Here is a 13,019-nt window from a genome sequence, read left to right on the forward strand (position 1 = left end):
AATGAAGATGAAAAAGCCAAGGGGCTGGAATGGCAAAGATACTCCAAGCCTAAAGTGGGCTTATCAATCGCTGGCTAAATTGGGTGGTTTTACAGATACTAAACGTACAGGTATAGCAGGCTGAGAAACGATTTGGGAAGGTTGGGATACCCTTCAATCTTATGTCGTTGGATATAGGATGGCGAAAGAAATGCTAGCTGACGGAGAAATGCTCTGAGATCTGATCAAGAGACAGCAATCATTCTTTAGTCACTAAAATAAATGCGGGAAAATTCAAGATAAAACTCATGGATTTACCATCAGATAGATAAGTACTCGTAATAAATCTTCAGAAAAAGACCGACTAAAACAAAAAAACAGCACAGCTGATTATTAAAAACACAATAATCGCTGTGCTTCACAACACGATTCGTTATAATTCCACACAATCTGGCAGTTAGTGCCGTAAGACAGTTTGGATTTTTAATGACCATTAAGACTGACGAATTACGTACTTCGTTACTTTGTAAAGTTATTTCACCTGCACAATTAGCTTCTGAATATCCACTTACAGATCATGCTGCTGATTATTTAATTCAGCAAAGACGTGAAGTTGAAGCCATTATCGAAGGTAAAGATCAAAGGTTACTTGTAATCATTGGTCCATGCTCAATACATGATACTGAAGCAGCGCTAGACTATGCAAAACGCTTAGCAAAACTTCATCATGAGTTAAAGGATGATTTATGCATCGTTATGCGTGTTTACTTTGAAAAACCGCGTACTATTGTAGGTTGGAAAGGTCTGATTTCTGATCCAGATCTTGATGGAAGCTTCAGTCCTAATAAAGGATTAAGAAAAGCTCGCCACTTACTTCAACAAATTACTGAGCTAAAGCTTCCTATCGCTACTGAATTTCTTGATATGGTAAATGGTCAGTATATTGCTGATCTCATTACTTGGGGAGCTATTGGCGCAAGAACAACTGAAAGTCAAATTCACCGTGAAATGGCTTCAGCACTTTCATGCCCTGTCGGTTTCAAGAACGGTACTAACGGCAATATACAAATTGCTGTTGATGCAGTCAGAGCAGCGAAAGAGCCACACATCTTCTACTCCCCTGATAAAGAGGGTGCGATGTCGGTTTTCCGTACTTCAGGTAACCCTTACGGTCACATTATTTTGCGTGGCGGAACTCAGCCAAACTATTCAGCAGAAGATATCGAGCATGCAAGAAGCCAGCTAGATTCTGTTGGTTTATTTGGGCGAGTAGTGATTGATTTTAGTCATGGAAATAGCCAGAAAAAACATAAAAATCAATTATCAGTGGCTGACGATATCATGCAGCAAATGCGCAATGGTAGCACTGCCATCGCTGGTATTATGGCTGAAAGCTTTATTGAAGAAGGTAATCAGAAAGTCATTGAGGGTGAACCTTTGTCTTATGGCAAAAGCATTACAGATGCTTGCCTTCACTGGGACGATTCAGAAAAACTGATTCGTAGTCTTGCTAAAGCCAGTAAAGATAGAATTAACCAATTAAAGTAATTATACTAATTGGTACTCAAGAGCGCTAATCAGCGCTCTTTTTATGTAAAAAGAATAAGAATAAGAATAATGAAAAAATACCTTTTATTTTGGGTGCTCATTTGTTTGGCACCATTCTCTCAAGCACAGGATATTTCAATCGAATCGACTCTAGAGTCTTGGAAATATGAAAAACTTGAGTTACCACTAGACTTTGCACCGAGTATTACTTACCAAGGATTTGAAGAGCTCAAATTCGCTCCAGGCATGTTCAAGCCTACTTCAACTGATTATTTTAGTTATATCTTTTTATTCAAGCTTGATAACAATTCACTACTCAGTAAGAAAGAACTGAAAACACTATTAGAGGCTTATTACAAAGGTCTTTTTTCAGCAACTTCGGCAAATAAAAAAACAACAGCAACTCATTCAGATATTAAAGTATTGCAAATTCAGGGTTACAAAACCAATTATCATGCAACACTCAATTTTCATGACTGCTTTAATCATTGCCAACAACTTTCAATCATTATCGAGTTGGAACAAAAATTGCAAAATGGAAATTTACATCTGATGGCATCAGCAAGCGCTCAGCCCCAATCTAGTGAAGTTTGGGACATCATGAGGCGTACTTGGTATGAAATAAAATAAGAATGACTTAGTGAGTGACGGGTTTGGCTGTGCGTTGTTTGCAGCCTTCAAGATAACCATCTCTCAACGTTGAAACAGGCTTAAAGCCAAGCATTTCAGCCTTCTTTATGTCTTCAGAATTAATCGTATGAACGTTAATAGATAATGTTGGCCCGCCGCAAACAGCTATCGTCATCATTCCTTGTATCTTCCCACAACTAGAATCATAAACTTGAATACCATCATCTTTAAGCTTCTGAGCTGTTTGCTCTTTAGTCACCCCTCCGCCAAAACACTGCTTTGCTCCGTCATTTATAAAAACCTTTGTCTTGGTGGGCTCTATGGCGTTTGTACAAGCGGTTAAAAAGGCCATTGATGATAGACCTAACGACAGTAAAAGCTTCTTATTCATAACGTTACCTTTTGTTTTCCATATTTTAAACTGTTATACCAACATTTGAGACACTTACACCTATTTAGTTCAACTACTGCAAATAAAGGATAAAAAACTAAAACATACCGTCTAAACAAATTTATTTCTTTTATGTTGCAATAAAACAAATATTTTCACCAAAAACAAACAATGTAAAGATACCATAAACAATTATTTTTGTGACATCGATCACGCTTCTGATTGTATTGATGTAATTTTTTTGTAGAACGTATACAGAATCCTAATTTATGAAATGGTATACAATTCAATCAATGCGAGCAGCATTTCAATTAATCTCTCATAAAAAAACCAAGCTCCTTAATAAATTGTCGATTTTATTGCATACAAATTTACAACAAACTCATATTAAAAGTTAAATATGTGTGAATTGACCAAACACTATAAAAGCGAGGATTATCAATCAATCTTTGATTCAGCTTTCGTTCAGAATGCATATTTATCAAAGTTGGTTAACATAAAAATTATAAATATTCAGGGATTCGTAAATGAAACAATATTCAGTTTTATCTCGAGCAATTCAAATTTCACTTTTCGCTTCAATCAGTCATTCTGCCATTGCTGCAGACGAAGTTGAAGTAGAAAATGAACAAGCTGCAAGTGTTGAACGTATCCAAGTTACAGGCTCACGCATTCAACGCCAAGATATGGAAACTGCATCACCAGTAGCAGTGATTAACTCTCAAACTATTCGTACAGAAGGTTACACGTCTGTTGATGAGATTTTACAGTCACAACCCTCTATGGCAGGTGCGGCACTTGGTGCAACATCGAATAACGGTTCAGGTGGCTCTGCACAGGTAGACTTAAGAGGTATGGGAGCCAACCGAACTCTGGTTCTATTAAATGGACGCAGAATGGTCAGTTCAGGTACCGGTGCAGACAGCGCAGTTGACTTGAACACAATTCCTGTAGCTATGATTCAACGTGTAGAGATCTTAAAAGATGGTGCATCAGCGGTTTACGGTTCAGATGCGATTGCGGGTGTGGTTAACATCATTACTCGTAAAGACTTTGAAGGGTTACAGGTAGATTTAAACGGTAGTATCAGTTCTGAAAGTGACGCTGAAAACCTTGAATTAAGCGGTTTATACGGCTTCAATACAGATACAGGTAATTATACTTTCGGATTGTCGTACACAGATAGAAAAGGTGCAATGCAAGGCGACCGTGATTGGGTACCCGCTGGCTCAAGTTCTTTTGTTCCTGAAGGTTCTTTGGGTGGAAAAGTCAAAGACAAAGATGGAAATTGGGTCGCTCGTACTGAAGGCTACGACTACACACAAGATAGCTGGTTACAAACTCCAAGTAAAAAGTACAGTTTCTTTGCCAACATGGTTAATGAACTGGATAACGAAATTACTCTCACGGGTGATCTTCTTTACACTCGACGTGAATCAGAACAAATGATGGCACCACAACCAGCATCGGTAATGTTGGATGTTTGTGGTGAAGAAAACGTAGATCCCGCTAAATGTATCACTCTTGATCAAAAAATGACCGATGGTGGAATCGAACCAAACAATGGCCAAATTGAGTATCGTCAGCGTATGACAAATGCTGGTAGCCGTATTTCTCAACAAGAAACAGATACTGTTCGTGCCTCTCTTGGTTTAGCAGGTCTCATCGATGTTCATACAGGCATTACTTGGGATCTGTCGTACACATACGGTCGTAATGATGCAACCAGCAAGGTATACAACTCAATCAATGCCGTAAACATGGAAAACTCCATCTACGAAAACCAACAAGATTGGTTCTATGGTGATAATTCCGCTCACATCAATGACGTCAGCTATACACAAGTTGCAGACGGTGGTAATGACCAACACTTGGTTTCTGCAGTCATTAGTGGTGAAGCTTTTGACCTAGATGCAGGTGCTGTTGGTTATGCAATTGGTGCTGAATATCGCCGTGATAGTGGCTTTTTCACTCCGGACGAAATAGTTCAGCGTGGTGAAGGATCATCTGCACAACAGGACCCAACCAAAGGCAGCTATGATGTTATTTCCGTCTACCAAGAACTCAGCATTCCATTCAGTGAAAAACTGACAGGTGAATTTGCACTTCGTTTTGATGACTATTCCACATTCGGTAATGCAAGTACTTGGAAAATGGGACTCACCTATGCAGCAACAGATGAGTTAATGTTAAGAACCGTTGCAGCGACTGGTTTTAGAGCACCAAACGTTAGTGAACTATTCGGTGGTAATGTTGGTTCGTTTGATTACTTGGATGATCCGTGGGGAAATGAAGAGGATCCGCAAATCCTTGTGAATTATACCTCTGACGCAGATCTCACTGCAGAAGAGTCCACTTCATACACAGCAGGTTTTGTATATTCACCAGAAGCAATTGAAGGCTTATCACTGACATTAGACTGGTGGAAGTTTAATATCGACAATGCTATCGCTCGTATGGACGTGCAGGTTGGACTAAATCAATGCTTCGCAGGTGATGTTGCAGCGTGCGAAACATTTAATATCACTCCAGATGGCAATTTAAATAACCTAACGAGCCCTTTAACAAACGTAGGTTATCAAGACACCAGCGGTATTGATATGAATATTCAATATCAATTTGAAGCATTGGGATTAGACTGGAGAATTAATAACGATACCACTCATTTAATTAAGTTTGAGCAAGACGATGTTGATTACACTGGTACCATCAGTGGTAACTACGGCGGTTACGCAGAATACAAAAATAATTTTAATATCGTTGCGAAAGCTGAGAATTGGAGTGTTTCTTACTCAAATCGTTACCTAGGTGAAATGACAAACTTACTTAACGATGAGAAAGCAGAGTCTGTGCTTTATCACAATGTTGCTGCGACCTACTTCCTCTCAGATGAGTTTAAAGCCACACTAGGTATCAAAAACCTTACTGATGAAAAGCCTGTGAGCATTTACCAAGGAAACGATGCGGGAACGGTTCCTGAGGTATATGACACTATTGGACGCCAATTCTACATGGGTGTAACTTATAAAATGTAATCCTGTTTAATTATGTATCTGAGCCCACTTTCCAAGCGGGCTTTTTTGTGCATTTTTTTGATTAACAAAATTTAATTAATCTAGAAATGGTATGTGGTGCGTAAGCATTCACCAGAGGGGTATTGACAATCTCAAACTCCCGTTTATTGGCATTTATAACTACAAGCTTGCCATTGTTTTGTGACACAAGTACCACCCCGCAAGTAAGTTTCACTGTTTATTTGAAAAGTCAATACGGGGCTGGTGAATGGTTACTGTGGTGCTATAGAGTAGTTTTACTCATTCGATTAATAATATTATGGCGATAAAATCGGTAGAACAACTGCAAGGATTAATTGATACTGAAAAAGTTGTATTCAAATGACATCAAGAAAAAACAAATCTATTTACAATGGAAATAACATATAAAGGAAAATCAAAAAAGTTCGAAATCTCAACAGATACGCATCTAAACGCTACATCAATTTTCAGATCTAGAGAGAATAATAGCGTGAAGAAATCATTCAGTGATCGAACTGGTCGATCAACTCTTCATACTGTTGAAGAGTATTTCTCAAGAAATACTATACCTACAGAATACATCATTCATTCTAAATTTAAGCACCCTCAATGGGATATCGATCAAGTTTCATGGAACAATGATAGAACGAATTTCAGACTTGGTCCGGCTGTAAGTCACAGCAGTCTAGAAGGGTTTGATCAGGAAAATCCTCGACGAGAAATTCTTGAAGCTGAGGCAATGTACAGTAACGAAGCAGCATTAGAACTAGTCGAGTATGACTTATCAGAGCTTGATAATCAACTAAACGAATATTAATTTGATTATGGAATTTCAACAGAAAATAAACAAGATGGTGGGTCGTGAAGGATTCGAACCTTCGACCAATTGGTTAAAAGCCAACTGCTCTACCAACTGAGCTAACGACCCATCAGGTAGTTTTAATTCCTAATAATGACTAGATGCAACATTAAGGAATGGTGGGTCGTGAAGGATTCGAACCTTCGACCAATTGGTTAAAAGCCAACTGCTCTACCGACTGAGCTAACGACCCATTTTTTAGTTTTAATTCCTGAATGGTTCAAGAAGTGGTACTTCGTAAAGGATTTTAACCTTCTATCAATTGGTTAAAAACCAACTGCCCTAGCTTTATAAAGAAAGCGACTGAGCTAACGTCCCATCTTTTAGTTTTAATTCCTGAATGGTTCAAGAAATGGTACTTCGTAAAAGATTTTAACCTTCTATCAATTGGTTAAAAGCCAACTGCCCTAGCTTTATAAAGAAAGCGACTGAGCTAACGACCCATTTTTTAGTTTTAATTCCTGAATGGTTCAAGAAGTGGTACTTCGTAAAGGATTTTAACCTTCTATCAATTGGTTAAAAGCCAACTGCCCTAGCTTTATAAAGAAAGCGACTGAGCTAACGCCCCATTTTTTAGTTTTAATTCCTGAATGGTTCAAGAAATGGTGGGTCGTGAAGGATTCGAACCTTCGACCAATTGGTTAAAAGCCAACTGCTCTACCGACTGAGCTAACGACCCATTTTTTAGTTTTAATTCCTGAATGGTTCAAGAAATGGTACTTCGTAAAGGATTTTAACCTTCTATCAATTGGTTAAAAGCCAACTGCCCTAGCTTTATAAAGAAAGCGACTGAGCTAACGACCCATCTTTTAGTTTTAATTCCTGAATGGTTCAAGAAGTGGTGGGTCGTGAAGGATTCGAACCTTCGACCAATTGGTTAAAAGCCAACTGCTCTACCGACTGAGCTAACGACCCATTTTTTAGTTTTAATTCCTGAATGGTTCAAGAAGTGGTGGGTCGTGAAGGATTCGAACCTTCGACCAATTGGTTAAAAGCCAACTGCTCTACCGACTGAGCTAACGACCCATCTTTTAGTTTTAATTCCTGAATGGTTCAAGAAATGGTGGGTCGTGAAGGATTCGAACCTTCGACCAATTGGTTAAAAGCCAACTGCTCTACCGACTGAGCTAACGACCCACTTTTTATATCAACTCGGCCATGCCGTGCTGAGGGCGCCTATAATACCGTTTTCCATTTCTCATGCAAGTGCAATAATCGGTTTTTTTTTTGTTTGACCGAAAAACAGCCTAAGCCTGTATTTTTTCTAATCTTGAAGAGCAAAAAAGCGCTTCAAGATCACAATTTATTTAAGAGAGGCTAAGCTTTTTTTAGCTAGGATGGCATCTGAGCTTTTTGGGTACTCATTTAATACGCGGCGATAATAACGTGCAGCAAGTGCTTTATCATTTTGCTGTTCGGCAATTTTGCCAAGCTTCATCATACTGTTAGGACTCTTGCTAGAATCTGAATGCTTGTTAATTACAGTTTGAAACGCTGACTTTGCCTCTTTGAGTTGCCCTTTATTGAACAACAACTGCCCTAACCAATAATTAGCATTAGCAGCATAAGATGAATCAGGGTAGGTTTTTATGAACTCTTGAAACGCAGGGATAGCTTCATCATACGTTCTTGACTTAAGAACCAGGTTAACAGCTCTCTGATAACTATCGGTCTCAGACAAAGTAGTAGATGTAGCAACATCATTTGTATTTGTTGCGGCTTCTGTCGAAGTAGAAACAGCCGAGGTAGCAGGCTGAGCCTGTAGCTTCGAAATTTCATCATAAAGCTGACGTTGACGTTGTAGCATTTGCTCAATTTGATAAGCCTGCTGCTCATTCAAACCACGTAAGTCTTGTACCTCACGTTGCAACTGTTCCAAGCGTTGCTGTGTTTCCAAAGACGCTTGTTGGCGAGCTTTTACAATTCGTTCTAAACGAGCAAGGCGATCATTACTTGATCCACCAGCAATATCCTCAACAGGCGAAGGCGCAGCATGTGCTGCGCCTACGCTTAGGAAAATTGCCGTAAGTAATACGGCTTTTTTCATTATGTCACTCCTGACTTACTTTAATCTGTTTTGATTAAGTATATTAGTAAACTAAAACTGCACGACGGTTCTTAGAAAATGCCGCTTCAGTGTGAGAATCATCAAGTGGTTTTTCTTCACCGTAGCTCACAACACTCATTTGGCTTGGCTGCACACCCATACCCTGTAGGTACTTCATTACAGACTTAGCACGACGCTCACCCAGTGCGATGTTGTACTCAGGAGTGCCACGCTCATCAGTGTGACCTTCAATAAGCACTTTTACGTTTGGGTGCTCAAGAAGATAGTTACCATGTGCTTGTAAAATATCAGCATAACGACCTTGGATAGCACTGCGGTCGAATTTAAAGAAAATTATGTTTTCTTGACGAAGCTCAGCTTCTTGTTTTGCTTGCCTTTCTTCTGGAGTCAGAATCGCATTTGCGCTGCCGGTTTCAACACCATTGCCGCTAATTTCAGTGCCATTAGTACCATTTGTACCAGCTCCGTGAGCTGACTCTGAGTCAGAAGTTGAGCTACATGCACTGATCGCTAAAACTGGTAGTGCTACTAACATAGCTTTTAACGTCTTATTCAGATCCATCATCTGTTCCTTTTAAATTAATATTGTAAAAATGGTGACCAGGCTGGAGATTTTACTTCACCCTGACCGACCGGCAATCTTGCTTTAAAGCGACCATCCATAGACACGGCTGCGAGAACCTGCTTTCCTTGGAATACTGTACCATATATTACCATAGTGCCGTTAGGCGCAATACTTGGCGACTCATCTAAATGAGTTTTGGTCAAAACCTGTATAAATCGTGTTTTCAAATCCATTCTTGCGATATGAAACTTGCCGTTAGTGCGGTTTACAAAAACCATACTTTGACCGTCTGGTGTAACTTCGCCCCCAAGGTTCCATTCCCCCTCAAAAGTAAGACGACTTATTTTGCCTGACGCTAAATTCACTTTGTAAAGCTGTGGTCTACCTCCCCTTTCAGAGGTAAATACTAACGATTTACCATCAGGGAACCAAGATGCTTCAGTATCAATAGCATAATGATGAGTAATTCTACGTAAACGCTTGGTTGCGATATCTAAAATATAAATATCTGGCTGGCCGTCTTTTGAAAGCGTCAAAGCGAGTTTTCTACCATCAGGTGAGAAACTCGGTGCTCCATTAATACCTCTGTAACTACTTACAACTTGGCGCTGTTGAGTAAAGATATCTTGGATAACAATTTCAGCTTTACGGTTTTCAAACGAAACATAAGCGAGTTTACGACCATCTGGTGACCACGTTGGAGACATCAATGGCTCCTTAGAACGTAGTAACATGGTTTCATTATAACCATCATAGTCAGCAATCATAAGCTGATATGGTGATGGCTGACTTCGATCAACAACGACATAAGCAATTCGAGTTAAGAAAGCACCACGGATACCCGTAAGTTTCTCGTAAACTCTGTTACTGATCATATGAGCATATGAACGAAACTGCTTTTCAGAAATCAACACTTCGCTGCTATCAAGTACCAAATCTTGTGGATTCAATAACTTTTTATCTTGTGGCAATTGTGACTTAATCAAATCAATCAATTGAAAGCTAACTTGGTATTTATCATTACCATACGGTTTAACATGACCGACTAAAAGCGCTTCTGCTTCCACACTCGCCCACTGACTGCTGGTAAAATCAGCAATACTACTCATATTACCCTTCGGTAATGACAAACCATTTAATGGACTAAAAGTACCACTTCTTGTTAAGTCAGACTTAACAACATCAGCAAGTTGTTGCGGTGCTTGACCGGGTCCATCCCAAACAAAAGGCATGACAGCAATTGGCCTTGCTGCATCAACGCCGTCTGTAATCACAATATCTAATGCAGCTTTTACTGGTGTTGAAATAACAACAATAAATAAAAATAGCCACTTCCCAAGTGTTTTCATATTGATCCTCAATTGAAATCTCGTAATTTCAAAAATATAACTAATTTATTTCAGGCGAAACTTTTAAATTTATATCTTTCATCTCGTTATAAACATTCGCATCCGGCGAAACCGGTAATCGACCAGCTTTCGAAATAGCCGCTTTCGCAGCACGGCAAACAATGGTATCTCCACCAAGTACATTTGCAGAAATAACAAAGCCGTCTTGAGCTAAGCGAATGTTTACACGACAGCTTTTACCTTGCATCGATTGGTCGATAACAAGATTACGCTGGATGGTTTGTGAAATAAGCGCCTTATATTTTTCAACTTCACTTAATACTTGTCGACTTCTCGTTTTATTAAGTGACGCTTGCTCTTGCGCTAATGCATCTGCAAGCTCCTTTTCTTGTTGAGCTTTACGAGCTGCATCGGCTTTTCGTTTTCGTTCAGCAGCCTCTTTGCGCTTGCGCTCATCAGCCGCTTTTTTTGCTGCCGCTTCTTCACGTTTACGTTTATCTGCGGCTGCTTTGGCTGCTTTCTCCGCCACACGACGCTCTTGCTCTTTTTGTTTGCGTTGCTTTTCAGCTTGAGCTGCTTTTTGTTTCTCTTGTTGCTGCTTTAACTTAGCTGCTTTAGCTGCAGCCGCCGCTTTATCTGCTTCATTTTGTTTCTGCTTGCGCTGTTGTTCAAGCTTTTTAATTTTATTCTGCTCTTGTTCGCGTGCTTTTCGTGCTTCATCAAGCTTTCGCTTAACTTCAGCTTGACGATCACGCTCTTGTTGAGCAGCATCCGCTTTTTGTTTGCGAATTTTAGCGATTTGCGCCTCAACTTCTTGTTGATTCACTACAACAGCTTTTATGGCTGGAGCCGAAGCAGCTTGTGGAAGTGCTTTCGGTTTCTCGTCAAAATTAACACTCACAGCTAGCGCAGCAATAACACCGACATGAACCACTAAAGAAACAATTAAAGGGACTGAAAATGAAGACTTATCGGCCATCTATTTCTCCTCCGGAGAATCAGTCATAAGTCCTACAGACGGTACACCTGCGCTTTGCAATGTTGTCATCAATTGAATCACACGATCGTAAGGAATATTCTTATCAGCTTTCACAACCACCGGTCTTTCTGGTTCAATTTGTATAAGTGCAGCAACAGAAATAGCAATACTCTCTAATGTTTTTGGAGCACTTGCAGCACCATCGCCATCATTTAAAAAATAGTCACCCTGTGCATCAATGGAAGCAACAATAGGCGGCTTGCTATCTGCAGGCAAAACTTCAGCCTTTGCCGATGGGAGGTCGACTTTAACACCTTGACTTACAATCGGTGCAGTAACCATAAAAATAATCAACAGTACCAACATTACATCAATGTACGGCACCACATTGATTTCAGCGACGGGTCGACGACGCTTACGTTGATATACCTGCATTAAGCCTGCTCCTTCTTGCTGTAGGCTTGACGATGAAGAATGCTTGAAAACTCTTCCATAAAGTTTACATATGACATTTCCAACTTTTCAACGTGAGTGGTAAATCGGTTATAAGCGATAACAGCAGGAATCGCTGCAAATAAACCCATTGCCGTTGCAATCAAAGCTTCAGCAATACCTGGAGCGACCATCGCTAATGTTGCGTTTTCAACTGCACCCAGCGCAATAAAGGAATTCATGATTCCCCATACAGTACCAAATAGACCGATATATGGGCTTGTTGAACCAATGGTTGCTAATAGCGGTAAATGAGTTTCGAGCTGATCAATTTCACGCGACAATGAAACGCGCATAGCTCTGCCGGTACCATCCATTACCGCTTCAGGCATATTGCCACTGATTTTCATTAATCGTGAGTATTCTTTGAAACCAGTAACAAACAAATTCCCCATACCTTTGTTATCGTCACCTCTCGCAGAAAGCTCTTTAAAGAGATTATTTAAATCAACGCCAGACCAGAATCGGTCTTCAAATTGTAGGGAATGTTTTTTAGCTGACGTTAATAACCTTCGACGTTGAATAATGACAGCCCAAGACATTACTGATAAAGCCAAAAGGGTCAGCATTACCAACTTTACAAGTAAACTCGCTTGTAAAAACAAGCCTAGAAAAGAAATATCAGCGTGCACTCATTAACTCCTGAACGATATTTTGTGGGATTGCTTTTGGGCGCTTTTTTGATAATGCGATACAAGCAACAACTACAGAAGCTTCACAGTAACATTTTCCATTGTCATCAACTAAAGACTGTTGGAAGGTAACTGAAGCTTTTTTCATTTCTATAATCTTAGACACCACAATTAGATTTTGTTCAAACTTAGCTGCAACTTTAAAATCAATATCACAACGTTTAACAACAAATGCGATGTCTTGCTTGAGCAATTTGCTCTGATTTATACCAAAACTTTTAAACCATTCTGTGCGTGCGCGCTCAAAAAAGTTTAAATAGTTAGAGTGATAAACAACCCCACCTGCATCAGTGTCTTCGTAATAAACGGAAATAGGCCAAGAAAACATAAAACCAAATAAAGATTCTTAAACAATAAAACGTTAACTATACCTATTGCGATGCGCTTTGTGAATTGATTCTGCTGAGATTGCTGGTGTATTTCGAAGAGTTA

12 protein-coding genes and 6 tRNA genes are annotated in these 13,019 nt (G+C 39.6%); 4 read left to right on the forward strand and 14 right to left on the reverse strand.

Annotation, left to right across the window (positions count from 1 at the left end; translation table 11 throughout):
• Positions 1–465: 465 nt before the first annotated feature.
• Both JQC92_RS10870 and JQC92_RS10875 read left to right on the forward strand, forming a co-directional pair.
• Complete coding sequence (locus tag JQC92_RS10870) at positions 466–1,527, forward strand: 3-deoxy-7-phosphoheptulonate synthase (protein WP_204999683.1); 1,062 nt, start codon at positions 466–468, stop codon at positions 1,525–1,527.
• A gap of 69 nt (positions 1,528–1,596) precedes the next feature.
• Complete coding sequence (locus tag JQC92_RS10875; protein ID WP_204999684.1) at positions 1,597–2,157, forward strand: hypothetical protein; 561 nt, start codon at positions 1,597–1,599, stop codon at positions 2,155–2,157.
• Positions 2,158–2,164: 7 nt separating this feature from the next.
• On the opposite strand, the gene JQC92_RS10880 is transcribed toward JQC92_RS10875, so the two are convergent.
• Positions 2,165–2,548 (reverse strand): hypothetical protein, encoded by a 384-nt coding sequence (locus JQC92_RS10880; protein WP_129947140.1) that lies wholly within the window; start codon positions 2,546–2,548, stop codon positions 2,165–2,167.
• Between the two features lie 527 nt (positions 2,549–3,075).
• Here JQC92_RS10880 and JQC92_RS10885 point away from each other — a divergent pair.
• Together JQC92_RS10885 and JQC92_RS10890 are read left to right on the forward strand one after the other, a co-directional pair.
• Positions 3,076–5,583, forward strand: coding sequence for a TonB-dependent receptor plug domain-containing protein (locus tag JQC92_RS10885; RefSeq protein WP_204999685.1), 2,508 nt, complete (start codon positions 3,076–3,078; stop codon positions 5,581–5,583).
• 490 nt (positions 5,584–6,073) lie between these two features.
• Positions 6,074–6,400, forward strand: a complete 327-nt coding sequence (locus JQC92_RS10890) for a hypothetical protein (RefSeq protein WP_204999686.1) — start codon at positions 6,074–6,076, stop codon at positions 6,398–6,400.
• Between the two features lie 35 nt (positions 6,401–6,435).
• On the opposite strand, the gene JQC92_RS10895 is transcribed toward JQC92_RS10890, so the two are convergent.
• The 13 genes from JQC92_RS10895 to ybgC form a co-directional block, all read right to left on the reverse strand.
• A tRNA-Lys gene (locus JQC92_RS10895) sits at positions 6,436–6,511 on the reverse strand.
• Positions 6,512–6,559: 48 nt separating this feature from the next.
• A tRNA-Lys gene (locus tag JQC92_RS10900) sits at positions 6,560–6,635 on the reverse strand.
• A 410-nt stretch (positions 6,636–7,045) separates the two neighbouring features.
• Positions 7,046–7,121 (reverse strand) — tRNA-Lys (locus JQC92_RS10905).
• A 160-nt stretch (positions 7,122–7,281) separates the two neighbouring features.
• A tRNA-Lys gene (locus JQC92_RS10910) sits at positions 7,282–7,357 on the reverse strand.
• Positions 7,358–7,392: 35 nt separating this feature from the next.
• Positions 7,393–7,468 (reverse strand) — tRNA-Lys (locus JQC92_RS10915).
• A gap of 35 nt (positions 7,469–7,503) precedes the next feature.
• Positions 7,504–7,579, reverse strand: a tRNA-Lys gene (locus JQC92_RS10920).
• A gap of 166 nt (positions 7,580–7,745) precedes the next feature.
• Positions 7,746–8,489: a tol-pal system protein YbgF gene (ybgF, locus tag JQC92_RS10925; protein ID WP_204999687.1), complete on the reverse strand. Its 744-nt coding sequence runs from the start codon at positions 8,487–8,489 to the stop codon at positions 7,746–7,748.
• Positions 8,490–8,532: 43 nt separating this feature from the next.
• Positions 8,533–9,072 (reverse strand): peptidoglycan-associated lipoprotein Pal, encoded by a 540-nt coding sequence (gene pal, locus JQC92_RS10930; RefSeq protein ID WP_204999688.1) that lies wholly within the window; start codon positions 9,070–9,072, stop codon positions 8,533–8,535.
• 17 nt (positions 9,073–9,089) lie between these two features.
• Complete coding sequence (tolB, locus tag JQC92_RS10935) at positions 9,090–10,424, reverse strand: Tol-Pal system beta propeller repeat protein TolB (RefSeq protein WP_204999689.1); 1,335 nt, start codon at positions 10,422–10,424, stop codon at positions 9,090–9,092.
• Between the two features lie 40 nt (positions 10,425–10,464).
• Entirely contained in the window at positions 10,465–11,403 is a 939-nt protein-coding gene (gene tolA / locus JQC92_RS10940; protein ID WP_204999690.1) for a cell envelope integrity protein TolA, read from the reverse strand.
• The gene (tolR, locus tag JQC92_RS10945; protein WP_204999691.1) at positions 11,404–11,838 is read right to left on the reverse strand and encodes a protein TolR; all 435 of its coding nucleotides are present in this window, start codon (positions 11,836–11,838) and stop codon (positions 11,404–11,406) included.
• The gene (tolQ, locus tag JQC92_RS10950) at positions 11,838–12,527 is read right to left on the reverse strand and encodes a protein TolQ (RefSeq protein WP_129947148.1); all 690 of its coding nucleotides are present in this window, start codon (positions 12,525–12,527) and stop codon (positions 11,838–11,840) included. Before tolQ ends, tolR begins: the two co-directional genes overlap by 1 nt.
• Positions 12,517–12,915: a tol-pal system-associated acyl-CoA thioesterase gene (gene ybgC / locus JQC92_RS10955; RefSeq protein WP_204999692.1), complete on the reverse strand. Its 399-nt coding sequence runs from the start codon at positions 12,913–12,915 to the stop codon at positions 12,517–12,519. Before ybgC ends, tolQ begins: the two co-directional genes overlap by 11 nt.
• Positions 12,916–13,019 lie beyond the last annotated feature (104 nt).

This window comes from Parashewanella hymeniacidonis, assembly GCF_016900895.1.
Taxonomy (GTDB): Bacteria; Pseudomonadota; Gammaproteobacteria; order Enterobacterales; family Shewanellaceae; genus Parashewanella; species Parashewanella hymeniacidonis.